Source organism: Aquabacter sp. DMC10 (genome assembly GCF_056314145.1).
The window spans coordinates 507745-528020 of sequence record NZ_JBQUYX010000004.1 but is presented as its reverse complement, the minus strand read 5'-3'; the positions used below and the strand labels follow the sequence as shown (position 1 = coordinate 528020).

General features: G+C 67.4%; 22 protein-coding genes. 3 read left to right on the top strand and 19 right to left on the bottom strand.

The features are described from left to right. Positions 1 to 2: 2 nt before the first annotated feature. Positions 3 to 479: a tail fiber protein gene (locus ACT54L_RS14060; protein WP_476086241.1), complete on the bottom strand. Its 477-nt coding sequence runs from the start codon at positions 477 to 479 to the stop codon at positions 3 to 5. A 605-nt stretch (positions 480 to 1084) separates the two neighbouring features. Here ACT54L_RS14060 and ACT54L_RS14055 point away from each other — a divergent pair. After that, positions 1085 to 1801 (top strand): DUF2161 domain-containing phosphodiesterase, encoded by a 717-nt coding sequence (locus tag ACT54L_RS14055; protein WP_476086240.1) that lies wholly within the window; start codon positions 1085 to 1087, stop codon positions 1799 to 1801. A 36-nt stretch (positions 1802 to 1837) separates the two neighbouring features. Here the strand turns inward: ACT54L_RS14055 and ACT54L_RS14050 are convergent, their stop codons facing one another. Beyond that, positions 1838 to 2467 (bottom strand): trimeric intracellular cation channel family protein, encoded by a 630-nt coding sequence (locus tag ACT54L_RS14050; RefSeq protein ID WP_476086239.1) that lies wholly within the window; start codon positions 2465 to 2467, stop codon positions 1838 to 1840. Between the two features lie 240 nt (positions 2468 to 2707). Between ACT54L_RS14050 and greA the strand changes: the two genes are divergently transcribed. Then, a complete protein-coding gene (greA, locus tag ACT54L_RS14045; RefSeq protein WP_476086238.1) occupies positions 2708 to 3196 on the top strand; it encodes a transcription elongation factor GreA in 489 nt (162 codons plus the stop codon). A 54-nt stretch (positions 3197 to 3250) separates the two neighbouring features. Here greA and ACT54L_RS14040 read toward each other — a convergent pair whose 3' ends face one another. The 4 genes from ACT54L_RS14040 to ACT54L_RS14025 form a co-directional block, all read right to left on the bottom strand. Beyond that, entirely contained in the window at positions 3251 to 4759 is a 1509-nt protein-coding gene (locus ACT54L_RS14040; protein WP_476086237.1) for an esterase-like activity of phytase family protein, read from the bottom strand. Between the two features lie 96 nt (positions 4760 to 4855). Continuing rightward, positions 4856 to 5551: a sulfate transporter family protein gene (locus tag ACT54L_RS14035; RefSeq protein WP_476086236.1), complete on the bottom strand. Its 696-nt coding sequence runs from the start codon at positions 5549 to 5551 to the stop codon at positions 4856 to 4858. A 136-nt stretch (positions 5552 to 5687) separates the two neighbouring features. Next, on the bottom strand, positions 5688 to 6236 hold the full coding sequence (locus ACT54L_RS14030) for an NADPH-dependent FMN reductase (RefSeq protein ID WP_476086235.1): 549 nt from the start codon (positions 6234 to 6236) through the stop codon (positions 5688 to 5690). A 155-nt stretch (positions 6237 to 6391) separates the two neighbouring features. Then, a complete protein-coding gene (locus tag ACT54L_RS14025) occupies positions 6392 to 7228 on the bottom strand; it encodes a universal stress protein (RefSeq protein ID WP_476086234.1) in 837 nt (278 codons plus the stop codon). Positions 7229 to 7737: 509 nt separating this feature from the next. On the opposite strand from ACT54L_RS14025, the gene ACT54L_RS14020 reads away from it, so the two are divergent. After that, positions 7738 to 8373 (top strand): MarC family protein, encoded by a 636-nt coding sequence (locus ACT54L_RS14020; RefSeq protein ID WP_476086233.1) that lies wholly within the window; start codon positions 7738 to 7740, stop codon positions 8371 to 8373. Positions 8374 to 8409: 36 nt separating this feature from the next. On the opposite strand, the gene ACT54L_RS14015 is transcribed toward ACT54L_RS14020, so the two are convergent. The 13 genes from ACT54L_RS14015 to modD all read right to left on the bottom strand — a co-directional run bounded on the left by ACT54L_RS14015 (position 8410) and on the right by modD (position 20158). Beyond that, positions 8410 to 9084: a sulfite oxidase-like oxidoreductase gene (locus ACT54L_RS14015; protein WP_476086232.1), complete on the bottom strand. Its 675-nt coding sequence runs from the start codon at positions 9082 to 9084 to the stop codon at positions 8410 to 8412. Positions 9085 to 9106: 22 nt separating this feature from the next. Then, complete coding sequence (locus ACT54L_RS14010; RefSeq protein ID WP_476086231.1) at positions 9107 to 10114, bottom strand: LLM class flavin-dependent oxidoreductase; 1008 nt, start codon at positions 10112 to 10114, stop codon at positions 9107 to 9109. 187 nt (positions 10115 to 10301) lie between these two features. Further along, positions 10302 to 10586 (bottom strand): ferredoxin family protein, encoded by a 285-nt coding sequence (locus ACT54L_RS14005; RefSeq protein WP_209103359.1) that lies wholly within the window; start codon positions 10584 to 10586, stop codon positions 10302 to 10304. Positions 10587 to 10625: 39 nt separating this feature from the next. Then, on the bottom strand, positions 10626 to 11933 hold the full coding sequence (locus ACT54L_RS14000; RefSeq protein WP_476086230.1) for an FAD-dependent oxidoreductase: 1308 nt from the start codon (positions 11931 to 11933) through the stop codon (positions 10626 to 10628). Positions 11934 to 11944: 11 nt separating this feature from the next. Further along, positions 11945 to 13057 (bottom strand): electron transfer flavoprotein subunit alpha/FixB family protein, encoded by a 1113-nt coding sequence (locus tag ACT54L_RS13995; protein ID WP_476086229.1) that lies wholly within the window; start codon positions 13055 to 13057, stop codon positions 11945 to 11947. 14 nt (positions 13058 to 13071) lie between these two features. Then, entirely contained in the window at positions 13072 to 13926 is an 855-nt protein-coding gene (locus tag ACT54L_RS13990) for an electron transfer flavoprotein subunit beta/FixA family protein (protein ID WP_476086228.1), read from the bottom strand. A gap of 149 nt (positions 13927 to 14075) precedes the next feature. Then, the gene (gene nifW, locus ACT54L_RS13985) at positions 14076 to 14447 is read right to left on the bottom strand and encodes a nitrogenase stabilizing/protective protein NifW (protein WP_476086227.1); all 372 of its coding nucleotides are present in this window, start codon (positions 14445 to 14447) and stop codon (positions 14076 to 14078) included. A gap of 40 nt (positions 14448 to 14487) precedes the next feature. Further along, positions 14488 to 15213: a serine O-acetyltransferase gene (cysE, locus tag ACT54L_RS13980; RefSeq protein ID WP_476086354.1), complete on the bottom strand. Its 726-nt coding sequence runs from the start codon at positions 15211 to 15213 to the stop codon at positions 14488 to 14490. Positions 15214 to 15269: 56 nt separating this feature from the next. Beyond that, complete coding sequence (gene nifV / locus ACT54L_RS13975; protein WP_476086226.1) at positions 15270 to 16463, bottom strand: homocitrate synthase; 1194 nt, start codon at positions 16461 to 16463, stop codon at positions 15270 to 15272. A 64-nt stretch (positions 16464 to 16527) separates the two neighbouring features. Then, positions 16528 to 17730, bottom strand: coding sequence for a cysteine desulfurase NifS (gene nifS, locus ACT54L_RS13970; protein ID WP_476086353.1), 1203 nt, complete (start codon positions 17728 to 17730; stop codon positions 16528 to 16530). Between the two features lie 13 nt (positions 17731 to 17743). Continuing rightward, positions 17744 to 18769 (bottom strand): Fe-S cluster assembly protein NifU, encoded by a 1026-nt coding sequence (gene nifU, locus ACT54L_RS13965; protein ID WP_476086225.1) that lies wholly within the window; start codon positions 18767 to 18769, stop codon positions 17744 to 17746. A gap of 12 nt (positions 18770 to 18781) precedes the next feature. After that, entirely contained in the window at positions 18782 to 19102 is a 321-nt protein-coding gene (locus ACT54L_RS13960; RefSeq protein ID WP_274775171.1) for a HesB/IscA family protein, read from the bottom strand. A 213-nt stretch (positions 19103 to 19315) separates the two neighbouring features. Beyond that, positions 19316 to 20158 carry a ModD protein gene (modD, locus tag ACT54L_RS13955; RefSeq protein WP_476086224.1) on the bottom strand — a complete coding sequence of 281 codons (843 nt, stop codon included), beginning with the start codon at positions 20156 to 20158 and terminating at the stop codon, positions 19316 to 19318. Positions 20159 to 20276 lie beyond the last annotated feature (118 nt).

The following is a 20276-nucleotide window of genomic DNA, read 5'->3' as shown; positions in this document are numbered from 1 at the left end:
TTTCAGTAATTGATGATGAAATACAGATATGCATTGAGGGGCCTCGTCTCAGTGCTGGTCTGATACACTTTCGCGTCGGCCAGCGCCGTGTTTTGGGTCCCATTCTGCCAATATCTGCCGCTGGCAATATTTCCTTCGCCGTTGGGGAACGAATTGTAGGCATGGACGTGGTTCTGGAAGGCGTGGGACTGGATCGAACCGACGCCCGAGGAAAGAATGGTCGGGGTTTGCATGTCGGTCCGCGTGTTCTCATCGGGGTCGCGGCCGGCGCCGTCATCGACACCACGGATGAATCGTCCGCGCAGATCTGGAAGGTAAAACTGCCCCTGCGGCGGGTTCGCGCCGAAATTGAACTGAATTGCGCGGAATAAATTGGAATAAACGGACTGGCTCAGGAGCGTGCCGTCGCAATGAAGCCAGCCCGCGGGAATATTGGTGAGCGACCCACCCCACATCATGATTGTTCCAGGAATACTCATGTTTTCCTCCTTGGGTGATGTTGGATTGTTGAGTGCGGCCGCGCCTTCTGGCGCGTCCGAGCCTGCGCCAGGGCTCCCCTCCTCGTGGCAAAGAGGGGGCGCGCCCCATCGGTCCCGTCACGCAGGACCCTGTCGCAGAATGGATCAGACAACCTCTTCGCCGGATCGCCCTTGCCACGCGCAGGACGTGCGTCATGGGTGCCGCGCCTGAAGATGCGTCAGCGCCGCGGCCGGTGTCCGTGGACAGATGTCTGTGAACCGAGGTCTAAAGTGGGATTGCCTCAAGCGAAACTATGCGGCGATGCATAATTCTCCCCCCCGACAAGTGGACCGCGCACTGATTGCTTCATCGCGCGACCACAACTATGACGCTAGCATCGTTCGCCCCAGGCGTACAGGTACCATCTGAAGCTTTAGGTGAAATTTTATGTACCTCAGGTTGTATTCTTGACCCGACGCGCCGCACGGGTGGCCACGGCTTCACCCTTCACAGTGAATCGCGCAGGCGATTCACTGTGAAGGGATCCGGCCCTAAGGTCCCGCGTTTGCGGCTCTGAAACCTCTCCCGGACCATAGTCCGCGCGAGTGAAAAGCGGAGGCGTGAGGTGGAGACATCCCTGTACGAGCCCGTAAAGCGCTTCCTGGAGCAGCTGGGCTACACCGTCAAAGGCGAGGTGGGGCCTTGCGACATGGTGGGCGTGCGGGAGGGCGATCCTACGGTTGTGGTGATCTGCGAACTGAAGCTGACGTTTAATCTGGAGCTCATCCTTCAGGGCGTCGACCGGGCGACCATGGGAGACGAGATCTGGCTGGCGGCGCGGCTCTCCGCCCGGGGCAAGGGGCGGGAGAGCGACCCGCGCTATCGCAACCTCTGCCGGCGCCTGGGCTTCGGCCTGCTGGGCGTCTCGGCGGCCGGGCGGGTGGACATCCTCGTCTCTCCCGTCGCCCCCTTGCCCCGCAAGGATGCCCGCCGCCGGTCCCGGCTGGTGGAGGAGCACAAGCGGCGCCAGGGCGATCCCGTGGCGGGGGGCGGCACGCGCAAGCCCATCATGACCGCCTATCGGCAGCAGGCGCTGGCCTGCGCCGCCGCCATGGCCGCCGCACCCCAGCGGCCGCGGGATCTCAGGCCCACCTGCCCCGATGCCCAGAAAATCCTCCGCCGCAATGTCTATGGCTGGTTCGCGCGCGCCGAGCGCGGCGTCTATATGCTGACCGATCTCGGCCGCAGCGCGCTGGCCATCTGGCTGCCACCGCTGCCCTCGCCGGACCGAGGGCCGACGCCGGAGGGCAGCGCCAGCCCGCCCGCCTCGCCCTTGGACTGACGGGACCATGCCCCACGCACCGGCAAGGGGCGCCGCTCACGCCTCGGGCGGCACCTGGCGGGCGCGGGGCAAGTGCCAGCCGCAATAGATGGCCATCACGCGCAGGAAGAAGCAGAGGCCAGCCCCCGGCAGCAGGGTGAGCAGCACCGGCACCCCATACGCATGGCCCACCGCCACCAGGGCGCCCCCGGCCAGCGCCGCCACGGCATAAATGTCGGTGCGCAGCACGATGGGCACTTGCGCGGTCAGCACATCCCGCATCATGCCGCCGCCGATCCCCGTCACCATGCCGAGCACCACCGCCATGGCCGGGGGAATGCCGAACTCCAGGGCCTTCTGGGTGCCGGTCACCGCGAAAATGCCAAGGCCGGCGGCATCGAACAGCAGCACCGGAAAGCGCAGCCGGGCGATGTGCGAGGGGAAGAAAAAGGTGAACAGCCCCGCCCCCACCGCCAGGGCCGCCGGCTGCCAATGGCCGATCGCCTCGGGGGGAACGGCGCCGATGACCACGTCCCGCACAATGCCGCCCGCCACCGCCGTGACAAAGGCCAGGACGAGGGCGCCGAACAGATCCATGCTCCGCTGCACCGCCACCATGGCTCCGCTGATCGCGAAGACAGCGGTGCCGAGGATGTTCAAGACCTCGACAATGTCTCTCTCAGTCAAGGGCTTATCTTCCATGGCGGGCGGAGTGGAAGGGCGGAATCATAAGGTTTGGCGCGGAGCGTGCCAAGATGAGGCCAAGCGAGGGCCCATCGTCCCGGGACAGCCGCCGCCTGGGGCGCGGCGGTGGCACGGGAAACCTGTCCGCGATCCGGCCCGCCCAGGCTGGCGCCCGATCCCCCCAGTCCCTATCTCTGTTGCTTAGCCGACCGCCCCCCTCTCACCCGGGAACCTGTCCCCCTCATGTCCGTTGCCTTCACCCGCGAAAACGACCTGGAAGCCACCGCCGCCGATCTGCCGGACCGGCCCATTTCGCCGCATCCCAATCTGGTGACGGCAACGGGGCTGGCGGCGCTGGACGCAGCATTGGCGCAGGCGCGGGCGGACTATGCGGCTGCGCAATTGGGCGATGTGCAGGCGGACCGCACCGCCATGGCCCGGGCGACGCGGGACCTGCGCTATTTCAGCGCCCGCCGGGCCACCGCCCAGCTGATCGAGCCCCCCGCCGATGCGCAGACCGTGCAGTTCGGCACCCGCGTGACGCTGGACCGGGAAGACGGCCGGCGGCAGGTGTTCCGCATCGTCGGCGAGGACGAGGCGGACCCGGCCAAGGGCACCGTGTCCTATGTGTCTCCCCTCGCCCATGCGGTGATGGGAAAGGCGGTGGGCGAGGTGGCCCGCGTGGCGGGGCGCGAGGTGGAGATCGTGGCCATCGAGACCGCAGCGGACTGAACCGGTCGCAACCGGTCGCCGCCGCCACCGGGCGCACCGCGGCGCGCCCCCTCCTCACGGCGCGAGGGTGATCCCCGGCAGGCGCAAGCGGTAGACCAGCACGGTGGTGGCATTGTCGAACTTGTCCGCATAGGGCTTGCCCTGCATCACCCCGTTGCGGGTGATGAAGTCATTGTCGTTGCCCACGAACAGAAAGAAGGTGTCGGGCGCCTGCGGGTCCAGGGCCGGCGCCAGCGCCATGGCCTCCCACTTCTCCGACAAGGTGTTCTCGTCGGGCGCCTCATTGTGGATGTTGAGGCCGAACCGACCGAGATCATCGGGGTTGAGCAGGTTCACCAGCACCGCGGTGGTGGCGGGACGAATGGCCGGGTCGAGTACATTGCGCCCGTCCTGCGCCGGGGCGATGGGGCGGGTGGTGATCTCATAGTCGGTGCCGGCCAGATTGGTGGCCCCGCTCACATCCACCAGCAGCACGGCCTTGAACACCTCCGGCCCGGGCTTGGAGCCGAGCCCGATGCTGTCCCGCGACAGGATGAGGAAGCGGTGGTCGTCCAGCGCCACCATTTCCGACTGGGCGGCGGTGCGGTCGATCTTCCCGTCGCCTTTGGAGGCATAGACCGGCAAGGTGAGGGCATAGACGCCCACCGGCGCCCTGGGGGTGGGATCGACCGAAATGTCATAGACGAGGATGCGGGTGTTGGCGCGGTTCGCCTGGTCCTTGGAGGCCGAGGAATCCTGGACGGTGGCGCTCTGGAGCACGGCCACCAGCTTCTTGCCGTCCGGTGTCACCGCCAGGGCCTCAAGGCCCTGGTTGTTGCGCCGGCCCGTGTCGGGCGCCTTGATGGAATTGAAATTGAGCGCCCCGGCGGTCATCGGCGCCAGCGCCGGATCGGGATCGATGGCGCCCGTCATGCGGCCGTCGGGGCCGAACAGGAAGATGCCGGGCGTATATTCGTCGCTCACATAGAAGCTGCCGTCGGAGCGCATGGCCAGGGCTTCCGCGTCCAGGGACACCTTGCCCGCGCCCAGCGCATCGGCCTTGGGAGAGGGCAAGGTGTGGCCGGCTTCCACCTCGGTGCCGTCTCCCGGGTCGGCGCCGGTGGTGCGCCGGCCCTCGAAATCGGAGAGCGGAATGCCGCCGAAGGGCCTCAGCGTAAAGCTGCGGCCGGGCTCGAAGGTGAGGTCGAAGGCGATGAGGCGATTGGCATAATCCACATATTCGCCCTCGTCGGGGGAATTGCGGCCCCGGTCCGGCAGGGAATAGAGGGTCGCCCGATAGGTGGTATCGGTCTTGCGCCAGGTCCCCGGCACGATGGCCATGCCGGACATGGAGCCGAGTGTATCGCCCAGGAAATCCAGAACGTCCGCCGGCACGCGGGCGACGCCCACCAGGCCCAGATTCTGGAAGGCCTGCCCCTCCGACAGCACGGGCGCATCGCCCGTCCCCTTGGCGATGAGCGGGGTGGGCACCTGGATCTGCTGGGCCAGGGCCGCCCCGGCAGTCAAGAGACCGAGGGCGGCGACGGAGGCGATCAGAGTGTGGCGCAGGCAGGAGAGGATCATGGGCGTCCGGCGGCTCCCTGTTCCCCGCGCCAAGCGCGGGCTCGGCCATCATAGACGGGAAAACACGATGATGCGGTGAAAGCCGGCGCGCCGTCCTCAGCGCAGGCGCGCCGCACGGGCCGGGGTACGCAGCAAGGCGGGGGCGAGGCGCTTGTGCAGATGCACCATGAAGGCGGTGCCGAACACCGGCATGACAAGATTGAGGATGGGCACCATCAGGATGGGCGTCATCAGGAGGCCGGCCAGGAAGACCGTGGTGGCATTGGCCTGCCGAAGCGCCCGCGCCTCTTCCGGGGAGGCATAGCGCATGGCGGCCATCTCGAAATATTCCCGGCTCAGCAGATAGGCATTGGCCAGGAAGAAGGCGATGAGGTTCACCCCGGGCACCAGCAGCAGCATCAAGGCGGCGATGTTGACCAGGAGCACGATGCCGAAGAAGCGCGCGGAATAGACGAGCGAACGGACCACCGGCTGGGGCGTGCCCACCGGCTCGCCGGGATAGGAGGCCTTTTCCACCGCCTCGGCCACATCGTCGAGAAAGAGGCCGGCCACCACGGCCGACACCGCCGGCACCATGTAAAGCGCGCCCACCACGGAGCCCACGCCCACCAAAATGGCGATGGTGGTTTCCAGCCACGGATAGGGCAGCACCACCATCTGCTCCAGCAGCAGATTGAGGCCGATGGCGAGCACCACCACCAGCCCCACCGCCAGCAGGACCGATTTCAGCAGCACGCCGCGCAGAAGCGGCGAGAACACCTGCCCGAAGGCGGTCAGAGCATCGGAAAGCATGGGTCTTGGATCACTCCGCGCGGATCGCCCGCCATGGTGCAGAGATGGGAAGCGGCGCCCGCCCCCTCAAGGCCCGGCGCCGCACCGCAAAAAAGGGCGGGCTATGCCCGCCTTGATAACGAAGAAAGGGGGCGGGCTATGCCCGCACCCGCTCCACATAGGTGTGGAAGGCCTTGAGCTGGCCGGCGATGAAATCGCGCGTGCCCTCGTCGGTGAGGGTGCCGGTCTCGTCGATCTTCTTCTGCGCCTGGCCCACCATCACCTCGGGCACGTTCATGACGAAGGCGTCGAGGAAGACCATGATCTGGCGCAGGTGATACTGCGCCCGCGCCCCGCCCAGCACGCCCATGGAGGCGGACTGGATGAGGACGGGCTTGCCCTTCAGCGGCGCGTCCGGCAGACGGGAGACCCAGTCGATGGCATTCTTCAGCCCGCCGGGCACCGAGTAGTTATATTCGGGGGTGACGATGACGACGCCGTCCGCGCCCTTGATGGCGGAGCCGAGCCCGGTCACCTCCTGGGGAAACCCCTGGGCCTGGAGATCGGCATCATAGATGGGCAATTGGGCGACCGAGGGCAGAAGCTCCACCGTGACGCCCTCCGGCGCGAGGCCCTGCAGCGCGCGAGCAATGGCGGCGTTATAGGACCCCTTGCGAACGCTCCCCACCCAGACGACCCATTTCATGGCATGCTCCTCTTGCGGCTCGCGGGCGCACGAAGCCGCGCCCCGTTCGCCCGCCGGGAGCATAACGGGCAAAGCTCGCGCTTGGTTTCAAAATCCGCGCACGCGTAAACGGGCCGCACCCGCAGGCCGGCCCGTTCCGGGGAAACCGCCTTGCCTCAATGGGACAGGAAAAGCGGCAGCTTGCTGTCCTTCAGCAGCGCCTGGGTGACGCCGCCGATGAGCCATTCGCGCAGGAGGGAATGGTTGAAGGCGCCGAGCACCAGGAGATCGGCCCGGAACAAGGCGGCCTGCTCCTGGAGCTTGGAGGCCACGTCTCCCTCCGCCGGCACCGCATTGACCGAGACCGGAACGCCATGGCGAGCCAGATGGGGCGCCAGCTCGGCGCCGGGCACCGCATGCTTCAGGGTCTTTTCCGGCGCGATGGACAGGATTTCCACCGCCTCGGCGGCCCGCAGGAAGGGCATGGCGTCATTCACCGCCCGCACCGCCGGCGCGCTGCCGTCCCAGGCAATGACGATGCGCTTGGCGGAAAAGGTATCCGCGCCCACCGGCACCACGATGAGCGGACGCCCGCTCTCGAACACCACCTGCTCGATCAGGCCGCGATCGATGTCGATGGTGGCCTCTTCCGCATCGATGACCGCCAAGTCGTGCACCCGCGCCTGCTTGACGAAGGCATCGAGCAGGTCGGGATAGGACAATTGGGGCGATTCCACCGAGCAGCCCACGCCCGCCGCAACCGCATCGCCCCGCGCCCGCTCTGCCACCGCCTCGGCCAGCGCGCCGATGCGCCGGTTCTCGGCGGAGATGAGGTTGGAGGCCATGGAAGAGACCATGGCATGGGTGAGCACCAGCTTGACCGCCGCCGCCTGCACCGTGATGTGCGCCTGCGCCTGCGCGGCCAGCGACATGCCATAGGCCAAGGCCGAGGACGGCTCTTCCCGGCCCTCTTCGGTCAATCCAACAAGCACGCTCTTGATGTTCTGGATCACTGTCCGATCCTCCCTTGGAGCCGGCGCCCGCCGCATTGCCACCCAGCGGGCCGTCATGGTCTCGCCCGTGTGCCGCGAACCGTCGCGACTTTTGTCGCATATGCGCCCTGCCTCACCTTGAGGCAGGTCAAGGAGGCGGCGGGAAAGCGACACGGCCGCGGACGCGCAGGATAGATCAAACATTCCCTTACGTCACTCGACCCAGCCGGCCGTCGACCGGCGACCCGGGGGGCGCAAGACAACGGAAGGAAACACGCGCTTCCCGCGAGTGGACCAACCGCCGCTGGCAATCTCTCGTCGGTTGCCAGGGCTGCCGGCGCCCGTCACCATGGCGGCGGGATGGATGGGCGGCCGCGACGGGCGCGATCAGGGCAGTGCGGGCAAGCGGCGCGAGGCCGTCACCCGCCATGGACATCAGCCTCATCCGCCGGTGCCCAGGCGCCGGCGGATGGGTGTGCCATGCCCGGTGCCGGCGCGCGGCAGGCCTCATTCGGGGCGGGGATTTGAAAATGACGGATGATCTCAATCTGCTGGTGACGCAGTTCGTGACGCTGTGGGCGGTGCTGGAGCCCATCAGCCATTTGTCCATGTTCATGGCGGTGACCTCCGAGCTGTCGAACAAGGGACGTCGGCGGGCGGCGGTGCTGGCCACCTTCTTCGCCTTCCTCATCCTGGTCTTCTTCATCGTGGTGGGTCAGGCGCTGCTGGAGGCCATGGGCATCTCCATCCTGTCCTTCCAGGTGGCCGGCGGGCTCATCCTGTTCGTTTATGCCATGACCATGATCTTCACCGAGATGGGCAAGCCGCAGGCGCTGGAGATCGACGAGGACAAGCACCTGGCCGCCATCGCCGTCTATCCGCTGGCGACCCCGATCATCGCCGGCCCGGGCGCCATCCTCTCGGTGATGATCCTGGCCAACAACAACCGGCACTCGATCCACGACCAGGTCATCACCATCGCCGTGGTGGCCGCCCTCATGGTCATCATGCTCGTACTGTTCTTCCTGGCCAAATACCTGCTGATGGTGATCCGCCAGTCCGGCGCCAACCTGATCCGCCGCATCATGGGCATCATCCTGGCCGCGCTGGCGGTGGACATCGTGCTCACCTCGCTGGCCAAGTGGCTGAACCTGCCGCCCATCTGAAGACGACCGCGCCCGGCGGGGCCGGGCGCGCGCGCCTTACTCGGAATAGCGCTGCTCGGTCCAGGGATCGCCGCGCTCGTGATAGCCGCGCTCCTCCCAGAAGCCGAGCTTGTCGGCTGGCAGGAACTCGATGCGCTTCAGCCACTTGGCGCTCTTCCAGAAATAGAGGTGCGGCACCACCAGGCGCACCGGCCCGCCATGGGCGCGGGTGAGCGGCTCGCCTTCCCAGCTGTGGACGAGCATGGCATCGGGCGCTGCGAAGTCTTCCAGCGGCAAATTGGTGGTGTAGCCGTCATAGGAATAGAGCAGCACGAAATGGGCCTCGGCGCGCGGGCGCACTAGGTCCATCAGGTCACGGGTGCGCACGCCTTCCCAACGATTGTCATAGCGCGACCAGGTGGTGACGCAGTGGATGTCGGTGACCTCGGTGGATTGGGGCGCGGCCTTGAAGGCATCAAGGTCCCAATGGATGGGGGTCTCCACCAGCCCGTCCACATCGAGCCGCCAGCGATTGGGCGGCAGCATGGGCTGGAGGCCAAGGTCCAGCACCGGCCAGTCCTTCACCAGATGCTGGCCCGGCGGCAGGCGATCGGAGTCGGGGCGCGCCACGCGGCCGGTGAGGAACTTGCCCTCCTCCGCCCAGCGCTCCTTGGTGCGGGTCAATTTGGTGGGGAGGGCCGATGGGGCGCTCCCCTCTGTCTCGTCGCTCATCTGCCCCTCCCTGCGTATGCCATCAAGCCGGCACGGGCGCGCCGGCCAGATCCGCATGGACCTCGGCGAGGATCTCATAGGATCGCTTGCGTGCCGAGGGGTCGAACAGCGCGGAGGCCACCATCAGCTCGTCCGCCCGCGTCCGCTCCAGGAAGTCAGCCAGTTGCGCGCGGACACTTTCCCGCGAGCCGACGAAGGAGCAGGCCAGCATGGACGAGGCCTGCACCTTCTCCATGGGGCTCCAATAGGTCTCGATGTCGTCGATGGGCGGCGGCAGCAAGCCGCGCGTGCCCCGGAACATGTTGGTGAAGGCCTGCTGGGCGGAGGTGAAGAGACGCCGGGCTTCCGCATCGGTGTCGGCGGCAATCACGTTGCAGCCCACCATGGCATAGGGCCGATCCAACTGGGCGGAGGGCTCGAACCGCTCGCGATAGACGGCGAGCGCCTGCATCAGGGCGTCCGGCGCGAAATGGGAGGCGAAGGCATAAGGCAGGCCCAGCATGCCGGCGAGCTGCGCGCCGAACAGGCTGGAGCCCAAAATCCAGAGCGGCACATGGGTGCCCATGCCCGGCACGGCGCGGATCTTCTGGCCCTCCTGCACGTCGCCGAGCAGGGCCTGCAATTCCAGCACGTCCTGCGGGAAGGTGTCGGAGGCGGCGGGGTCGCGCCGCAGCGCCCGCAAGGTGCGCTGGTCGGTGCCCGGCGCGCGGCCAAGGCCGAGATCGATGCGGCCGGGGAAGAGGGTGGCGAGCGTGCCGAATTGCTCGGCGATCACGAGCGGCGAATGGTTCGGCAACATGATGCCGCCCGCGCCCACGCGGATCGTGCTGGTGCCGGCCGCCACGTGGCCGATCACGACCGAGGTGGCCGCCGAGGCGATGCCCACCATGTTATGGTGCTCGGCCAGCCAGAAGCGCTTGTAGCCGAGCGCCTCCACATGGCGCGCGAGGTCGCGCGAATTGCGCAGGGCGTCAGCCGGCGTGCCCCCCTGGGGCACATGGGCGAGGTCCAGAACGGAAAAGGGGGGCATCGGCTCGTCTCTCCTGCGCCATCGCCGGCAGCTTGCGCCCCCGCCGGCCCGCAAGAGATTGGGTCTTCCCGCCCCTCCCGCAAGGGCGGGATTGAAAGCGGCCCGTCCGGCGCACCGGACAGGCCGCCTCCCCCACCCTTTCCCGCCCGGCGGAGAGGTGCCGCCGGCGGGAAACACCAAAGGGCGCTCAGCCGAACTTGAACAGCACCCCGAAGCCGCCGCGCGGATAATTCCACTCGATCTCGCCGGAGGGCTCGCACAGCACCCGGCAGGTGCCGCATTCAAAGCAGCCGTCGGGCACCACTTCCACCTGGCCGGAATCGGTGGTGGCGTAGCAGCCCGCCGGGCACAGGCGCGTCATGGCGAGCAGGTTCGCCGAGGGCGTCTCATGGGGCAGGATCTTGATGTGGGGGCGGCCCACATCCACGAGATACCGGTTCTGGAACAGCTTTTCCTCAACCCGTGCGGTCATGGCGACCTCCTGTGGCGGGACGTAATGGAATGGGGGAAATCAGCGCCAGGCGCGGGCGAGCCGGAAGGCATCGCCGATGAGGCCCGGCCAGGACCGACGCTTGACGAAGGAGCGGACGGTGGCCTTCTCCTTCTCCACCTTGGGCGTGCCGTCCACCCGCAGGAAGTTCTGCGCGGCCTTCGACATCAGCTCGGGATAGGTGAGGAAGAAATTGCGCGACTGGGTGTGCAGCAGCGCCGGCATGTCCTTGTATTTCTTCAAGTCCTTCATGACGAAGGATTCCTCGACCATCTTCTTGTAGAGGGCGAGGTTGGCCTTGTTGAGCGGCTCCTTGCGGCTCTTCAGGTGGAAAATGGCCTCGGCCGCCAGCCGGCCCGTGGTCATGGCGAGGTTGGAGCCCTCGCGGTGGATGGCATTGTTGAACTGGGCGGCATCGCCCACCACCAGCCAGCCATCGCCATAAAGCTGCGGGATCGCCTTGTAGCCGCCCTCGGGAATGAGATGGGCGGCATATTCCTTCACCTCCGCGTCCGCCAGCAGCGGGGCGATGGAGGGATGGGCCTTGAAGGCTTCGAGCAGCCCATAGGGCGTCTCCTGCCCGTCGCGGAAATCGGAGACCAGGCAGCCGAGGCCCACCGAGAGGCATTCCTTGTTGGTGTAGAGGAAGGCCATGCCGGTCATGCCCTTGGAGATGGTGCCGGCGGCCTCGATGACCACGCCCTCATTCTCCTTCAGGTTGAAGCGAGCGCCGATGGCCTCCGCCGACATGAAGTGCATTTCCTTCACGGCGAGGGCCACATGCTCGGGCTTCGGCACCGGGCGCAGGCCGGCGCGGGAGCCCAGCAGGCCGTTGACCCCCTCCGCCAGCACCACCACGTCGCCATGGACGATGCCGCCCGCCCGGTCGGTGCGCACGCCGATGACCTTGCCATAGGCGTCGTGGATCAGTTCCGTGGCGGTGGTCTCGCACAGCACGGTGACGCCGGCTTCCTTCACCTTGGAGGAGAACCACTTGTCGAACTGGGCGCGGATGATGGTGTAGCGGTTGGGCTTGTCCTCGTTGAAGTCGTCGGAGCGGTAGTGCATGCCCACGTGCGAGGTGTCGTCCATCATCCAGAAGCGCTGCTCCACGATGTGGCGCTCCAGGGGGGCGTCCTCGCGGAAGTCGGGGACGAGCTTTTCCAGCATGTCCGCATAGAGGATGGCGCCCTGCACATTCTTGGAGCCGGCATATTCGCCGCGCTCCAATTGCAGCACCTTCAGGCCGCGCTGGGCCAGAGTGAGCGCGCAGGCATTGCCGGACATGCCGGCCCCGACGACAATCGCGTCGAACTTCTCATCGATCATGATGGGCCTCCTCAGCCGGCCAGCCGGTCACGGGAATGGGGGGAAAGCCGCCGGCGGAATGCCTCGGTGAGGGCCGGCAGCAGGCGGATGGCGTCGGTGACGATGCCCACATGGGCAAAGTCGAAGATGGGGGCGTTGGGATCGGTGTTGATGGCGACGATCATGTCCGCCCCCTCCACGCCCACGCGGTGCTGGATGGCGCCGGAAATGCCGGCGGCGATATAGAGCTTGGGCCGGATGGTCTTGCCGGTCTGCCCGATCTGGCGGTCAGACGTGATCCAGCCCTTCTGCACCAGCGGCCGCGAGCCGCCAAACTCGGCGCCCAGCACGGCGGCCAGATTCCGCACCAGCTGGAAATTCTCCGCCGATTGCAGCCCCAGCCCGCCGGCCACCACCACGTCGGCATAGGCAAGGTTCGCCTTGTTGGCATCGCGGTCCGGCACGAAGGACAGGATCTTGGTGACGATGTCCTCTTCCGCCATGTCGAGCTTGTGCTCGACGATGCGGCCCACGGGGGCCTCCACCCGCTCGGGCATGGACATGACGCGGGGGCGGACGGTGGCCATCTGCGGCCGGAAGTTCAGCGTGTAGATGGTGCACAAAAGCGAGCCGCCGAAGGTGGGGCGGGTGGCGCCCAGCGACTTGTCGGCGTCCACGTCCAGTTCCGTGCAATCGGCGGTGAGGCCGGTCAACAGCGTGGTGGCCACCGAGCCGGCGAGATCGCGGCCCAGCGTGGTGGCGCCCAGAAGCAGGATTTCCGGCTTGTGGGTATTGACGATGTCGGTGAGCGCCTTGGTGTAGGGCTCGTTGCGATAATGGGCGAGGATGGGATCCTCGCAGAGATAGACGAGGTCCGCCCCGTAGCAGAAGGCCTCGGCGGCGGCTTCCTTGGTGCCGCCATCGGGCGCGCCCACCACCACGCCGGCCAGTTCGCAGCCCAGCTTGTCGGCGAGCTTGCGGCCTTCGCCCATCAATTCCCAGGACACGGGGTGCACCTGGCCCCGTTCCAGCTCCACGAACACCCACACATGCTTGTAGGCCTTGAAGTGCTCGGGCAGTTCCTTCTTCATCCCGGCGCGGCCACCGGCGGCGGCTTTGGGGGCAGGCTTGGCTGGCGTGGTCATGGGGCGTCTCCTGCTCAGAAGCCGGCGGAGAGGCGGGCCATGTCCGCCTCAAGGCTGGGGGTGCGGGCGAAAACCGCTTCGATGAGCGCATCGGCGGCGGCGGCGGCATCCTTGCCGGAAAGGTCCACCAAGGCGGCCTTCTCGGCGCGGGCGCCGGGGGCGAAGACGCGCTTGACCACCGTGGGCGAGCCGCGCAGACCGCATTTGGTCATGTCCTCGATGCCGGCCTCCGCCGCGCTCCAGGTGACGATCTCGGCGCGGGCGGCGCGCAGCGCGTCGGCCATGGTGCCGCGGCGCATCTCGTTGGTGGCTTCCAGCATGGTGATGAGGCACGGCAGCCGGGTCTTCAGCACCTGCACCCCGCCCTCGGCCCGCCGCTCGATGGTGATGGAGCGGCCGTCGAGGTCCAGCTCGGCGATCTTGGCCACATAGGTCAGCTGCAACAGGTTCAGCCGCTTGGCGATGCCGGGGCCCACTTGGGCGGTGTCGCCGTCAATGGTCTGCTTGCCGGTGAAGACCACATCCGGCGGGCCGAAGGTCTCGCCGATCTTGGCGATGGCGCTGGCCAGCGCGAAGGAGGTGGCCAGCGTGTCCGAGCCGGCAAAGAAGCGGTCGGTGAGCAGCACCGCCCGGTCGGCGCCGAAGGTCAGCGCCTTGCGCAAGGAGTCGGAGGCCATGGGCGGGCCCATGGTGAGCACCGTCACCTCGCCCCCGAATTTGTCGCGCAGGCGGAGGGCTTCCTCCAGCGCGAACAGATCGTAGGGGTTGATGATGGTCGGCACCCCCTGCCGCATGATCGTGTTGGTGACGGGATGGACCCGGATCTGACCGGAGTCCGGAACCTGCTTGATGCAGACCACGATGTGCATGGCGGCAACCTCGCTCTAAAAGCCTCTGCCCTCCTCTCGCATCACCCGTGCCAAATCCTCTGGAAGAAAATAAATTAGTATTTTCAATACCTTGAAGAAATGTACGAGAGGAGGGCAGGCGCAACCTGTCGGCTTTGCGACAGGCGGCGTCAGGAGCGCTCCACGCCCTGGAACAAGGCGGTGAGCGGAACGAACGCGCCCTTGGGCGCGGGGCGGGTGGGATCGCGGTCCTTCAGCACCTTGAACACGCGCTGCTCCAGCGGCGAAGAGGTGAGAAAGTCCCGATAGGCGCGCTCCAGCGTGTCGGCGCAGGTGGCGCGGATGGCCTCCTCGCTCATGCCGGCAAAGTCGGTGGAGGCCAGATGCTGGCCCATGCGCTTCAAGATGTGCAGGCGCGCCACGTTCACGACACGCTTGTCGTAGGGCACGTCGAGGACGGAGAAGAAGTCCTCCGCCGAGGACAAGTGGCGCAATTGGGTGAGAACCGACGAAACGGGAGCGGACGTGTCGGAAGCGGACATTGGGACCTCCTCTTGTCGCCCTTGCGACGGGATGGCGGGTTCAGGCGACGGGATCGCCATCGCACGGGTCGGCCTCGGACCGGCCCCGGCGCTGGAGGTGGGCGAGCCGCGCCTCCAAAAATTCGATGCGGTCCAGCAGGGAGGCGATGGCCTCGCCCACCGGGTCGGGCATGAGGTGATGTTCAAGATCGATGCGGCCATCACCGAGCCGCCGGCGCTCGGCCGTCGGCTTCACCGGGCGGCCGGGAATGCCCACCACGGTCATGCCGGGGGCCACATCCTCGATCACCACCGAATTGGCGCCCACCCGCGCGCCGGCTCCCACCGTGATGGGGCCGAGGATCTTGGCGCCCGCGCCCACCAGCACCCCGTCCTTCAAGGTCGGATGGCGCTTGCCGGGGCTCCAGGAGGTGCCGCCCAGCGTCACCCCGTGATAGAGCGTCACGTCGTCCCCCACCTCCGCCGTCTCGCCGATCACCACGCAGGCGCCGTGATCGATGAAGAAGCGCCGGCCGATGGTGGCGCCGGGATGAATGTCCACATTGGTCAGGGCACGCGCCAGCCAGGACAGGAAACGGGCGGGAAATTTCAGCCGCCGCCGCCACAGGCGATGGGCGATGCGGTGCCAGATGACCGCATGCACGCCGGGATAGGTGAGGACGATCTCCAGCGTGTTGCGGGCGGCGGGATCGCGCCCCTTCACGCAGGCCACATCCTCGCGGACCAAAGCGAAAAGGCCGGGCTCGGATGAGAAGCGAGAGGACATGGGCGGGGCCAGGGGAATGGCGGGATGACGGCGGCGGGTGCCTCCCATAATCATGGTCAGGCCTCCTCGACGGCGATGCGGCGGCGGCGGAGCGCCTCCTGGGTGAAGCTGTCCTCGTAGAAGCGCCGGAGCACCTCCTGGGGCACCACATCCTTGGTGCGGGTGGCAAAATCGCGCACGCGCTTCAGGATGGCCTTGCCGCGCTCGGGGTCCACCTTCAGCCCGTCCTGAGCCAGCGCCCGCTCGATGGCGGCGAGGCCGGAATGCTTGCCCAGCACCACCGTGTGGTCGCGCCCCAGCATCTGGGGATCAAGCGCCTCATAGGTGCGCCGGTCCTTCAGGAGGCCGGAGACATGGATGCCGGATTCATGGGTGAACACATCCTCCCCCACCACCGCCTTGGCGCGAGGCACGGGGCGGCGGGCGGCCTCCGAGACGAGGGTGGCGAGGCCCTTGAGCGCGAGGGGATCGATGCCGGTCTCGCTGCGGCCGGTCTGGCGCAGCGCGATGGCCACCTCCTCCAGCGCCGCATTGCCAGCGCGCTCGCCGAGGCCGAGCACGGTGACGCTCACATGGCTCGCCCCGCCCATCACTGCCGCCAGCGCATTGGCGGTGGCAAGGCCGAGATCATCATGGCCGTGGAACTCGATGTCGAGGTCGCAGGCCTGGGCGACGCGCCCCACCAAGGCGCAGGTGGAGAAGGGATCGAGCACGCCCAGCGTATCGGCGAGCCGCAGGCGGAAGGCGCCCGCCTCCGCGGCGACACCGGCCAGGGCCACCAGAAAGGCCGGATCGGCGCGCGAGGCATCCTCGCAGCCCACCGCCACGGCAAAGCCCAACCGGCGAGCGAGGCTCACCGTCTCGCCCACCTTGTCCAGCGCCCAGGCGCGGTCGCGGCCGAGCTTGCCGGCCAATTGCCGGTCGGAGGTGGGAATGGACAGGTTCACGCAGGTGACGCCCGCCGCCACCGCCGCCATCAGGTCCTCCTCGCCCATGCGGCACCAGGCCATGACGCGCAGCGGCAGCTTGAGGGAGGCGATGGAGCGGATGGTCTCGATTTCCTCGTCGCCCATGGCCGGGGTTCCGGCCTCGATCTCCGGCACGCCGGCGGCGGCCAGCGCCTCGGCAATGGCGAGCTTCTCCTTGCGGGTGAAGGCGACGCCGGGCGCCTGCTCGCCGTCCCTGAGCGTGGTGTCGTTCAGGAAGACGGTGCGGGGCGCGGGCGGGGGAAAGGGCGGCTTGGCGAGCATGGGGCACCTCCGGGCGCGGGCGGGCACCAAGGGACCGGAGCCGCAGAACGCGGCTCCGGCGCGATCAGGCATAGACGGGCTTGAAGTCCTCAGCCGGCGCGCCGGCCCCGTTCCAGAACGGGGAAAGGGCGCGCAGCTTGTCGATGATGGCGGGCATCACCTCCAGCACATGGTCCACTTCCTCCGGACTGTTGTCGCGCGAGAGGGAGAAGCGGATGGCGCCATGGGCCGCCGTATAGGGGATCTTCATGGCCCGCAGCACATGGGAGGGCTCCAGCGAACCCGAGGTGCAGGCCGAGCCCGAGGAGGCGGCGATGCCCTCGCGGTTCAGGAGCAGGAGGATGCCTTCCCCCTCGATGAACTCGAAGGCGATGTTGGCGGTGTTGGGCAGGCGGTTGTCCGCATCCCCCGTCACGAAGCAATTGGGGATGCGCTGGAGCAGGCCCTTCTCCAGCCGGTCGCGCAGGGCGCGGACGCGGCCATTCTCCTCGGCCATGTGCTCGGCGGCCAGCGCCGCGGCAACGCCGAGGCCCACGATGGAGGGCGTGTTCTCCGTGCCCGCCCGGCGGCTGCGTTCCTGGTGGCCGCCCTTGATCTGCGGGCGGAAGCGCACGCCGCGCTTCACATAGAGCGCGCCGATGCCCTTGGGGGCATGCAGCTTGTGGCCGGACAAGGAGAGCATGTCGATGGCGGTGGACTTCAGGTCCATGGGGATCTTGCCCACCGCCTGCACGGCGTCGGTGTGGAACAGCGCCCCATGGGCTTTCGCCATCTGCGCCAGTTCCTCGACCGGGAAGAGCGTGCCCGTCTCGTTATTGGCCCACATGATGGAGACCACGGCGACCCGGTCGGACAGGGCCTCCGCATAGGCGTCCATGTCCAGGCGGCCCTTCTCGTCCACCGGGATGACATGGACCTTCACGCCCTTGTTCTTCTCGAGCCAAGAGCACAGGGAGAGGACGGCGGGATGCTCCACCGCGCTGGTGATGACCTCGCGCCGGCGGGGGCTCGCCTCCAAGGCGGAGAGGATGGCCGCATTGTCGCTCTCGGTGCCGCCGGAGGTGAAGATCACCTCATGGTCGAACTCGGCGCCGAGCAGGGCCTGGAGCTTGCCGCGCGCGGCCTTCAGCGCCCCGCCCACCTGCGAGCCGAAGGCGTGCATGGAGGAGGGATTGCCGAACTGCTCGGTGAAGAAGGGCAGCATGGCCTCGACCACGCGGGGGTCGACGCGGGTGGTGGCGTTGTTGTCGAAATAGACCGGCTTCATCATCGCCTCCCGCTCACTTGACCGGCACGACGCGCAGCGGCATGCCCAGCTTCTCCATCAGGCGTTGCTGCACGCCGGATATGGTCACGGAGGCCATCTGGCAGCCGATGCAGGCGCCGGAGAGCTTCACGCTCACCGTGTTGCCCTCCACGTCCACCAGCTCGCAATCGCCGCCATCCTGCTGGAGATAGGGGCGCAATTCCTCGATGGCCTTGTCGATGAGCTTGATGCGCTGCACCTGGGTGAGCGGGGCCGGCGCGGAGGGCGGCGGCACCAGGGAGGCGAGCGGGCTCTGCCTGGGCGCGGTGGCCGAGAGCGGCACCTGGATGGGCTGGCCGGAAGGCGCCGCCTTCTCCTTGGCGGGCTCCTTGTCCTTGCCGTTGCCGACGCGGGGCTTGCCCTTGAGAGCGCGCGGGTCCACCGAGCCGATGCGATAGGCGGCGGAGGCGGCGATGATGCCGTCAGCCACCATGTCCGCATTCACCCGGGCGAGCACTTCCTCGATGGCCTCGAAGCAGGTGAGGCAGCCGCCGCCGGCCTTGGTGTAGAAGGTCACCTGCTCGGGGGTGGTGAGCTTGTTGACCTTCACCGCCCGCTCGATGACTCCTTCGTCCACGCCGAAGCACTTGCAGACCAGCGCGCCTTCCTCGTGGTCATCCTCCCAGGTCTCGCCCCGGAAATTGGCCACCGCCGCCTGGAGGGCCTCATAGCCCATGACCGAGCAGTGCATCTTCTCCGGCGGCAGGCCGCCGAGGAAGTCCGCGATGTCCTGGTTGGTCAGCGCCAGCGCCTCGTCCAGCGTCTTGCCGATGACGATCTCGGTGAGGGCGGAGGAAGAGGCGATGGCCGAGCCGCAGCCGAAGGTCTGGAAGCGGGCCTCGGTGATGACCTCCGTCTCCGGGTCCACCTTCAGCATCAGTTTCAGCGCGTCGCCGCAGGCGATGGCGCCCACTTCGCCCACCGCATTGGCATCCGAGAGGAGGCCGGCATTCTTCGGGTTGAAGAAGTAGTCCTTGACCTTGTCCGTGTAATCCCACATGGCGCGCCCTCCTCAGCCGAAGGACTTGCCGCAGGCGCACTTGGACGCCGCGTTGGGATTTTCAAACACGAAGCCGGAATTCTCCAGTGAGGTGACGAAGTCCACCTTCATGCCGGAGACGAGGGGCTGGGAGCGGTCGTCGATGAACAGCTTCACGCCGCCCTGCTCGATCACCACGTCGCCGTCGCGGGGCGCATTCTCGAGCCCCATCATGTATTTGAAGCCGGCGCAGCCGCCCGCCTCCACCATGATGCGCAGGCCCTCGGCCCCGTTCGAGGTCTGAGCCATGGCGGTCTTCACCGCATTAACCGCATTGTCGGTGAGAATAATCATGTTGGTGGTCCCCTCGAAACCGGAAGGATCTGAGGAGGATCACGCAAGCGCTGTGCCACAGTCTCAAGTCATTACAATGTAAAGAGTATCCCTTGAGACGCGGCTGTCGCAAACGCGACAAGCCGAACACGGACATCCGACACGGCGGATTTGCGACAGGCGAGGCACGGCGGGGGACGGGGGAACGAACGGGATTGGGAAAGGTGAAAGAGACTAAAGCGCCTCGATCACCACCTTCACGTCGGCGGGCTTGGCCCAATAGGGCGCGGAGGTGACGAGCAGGCCGGCGCCCGCCTCCACATAGGCGGCGGCATTGCTGGCATTCACACCGCCAGCGGCGGCCACAAGCGTGTGGAGGCCCCGCCGCTTCACCTCGCCCACCACTTGGGCCAGCAGCTGCGGCGTCATCTTCTCGCACTGGAGAATGTCGGGCGCCGCCTCCAGCACCAGGCCGGCGGTCTCCAGGTCCGCCACCTCCACCACCACCTTCTTCTCCGGCGCGGCGCGGCGCAGGGCGGCCAGCGCAGTCACGGGATCCTCGAGAAAGACGCGGTGCTCGGGGAAGACCAGAAGGGTTTCCGACAATCCCAACCGGTGGGCCTGCGCCCCACCGGCGCGGATGGCGGCGAGCATCATCGCCTTGCTGCCAGGCAAGGTCTTGCGGGTGGTCACCACGGCCACATGGGGGTTGACCGCGCGGGCGGCCTCCACGATGGCGGCGGTGGCGGTGGCGATGCCGGAGAGATATTCCACCAGCGTCTGCGACACCTTCCAGGCCTTATGCAACGCCCCGGCCGGCCCCTGGGCGGAGAGGAGATGGGCGCCCGCCTCCACCCGCGCGCCGGAGGCCACATGGCAGCGCGCCTCGGCCCCCGCGCGGGTGATGAGATCAGCGGCAAGCTCAATGCCGCACACCACCGCTTCCGCCCGCATGGAAAAGCGCATGCCGCCGGGGGCCTCGGAAATCCCAAGCAGGGTGGTCGTCAGATCACCGGACGGCACGTCCTCGGCGAGGAGCTGATCCACCAGCGCGTCGGTCCACCATCTCTCGGCCACGGTCCGTCCTCCCTTTTCACCCTCACGGTGAGAGAGCATGGCATCCGTGGGAGGATGATGACAGTCCCCGCTCAATGGGAGGGCGCCACCAGCCATGTTCAACGGGAATGCGCCGCTG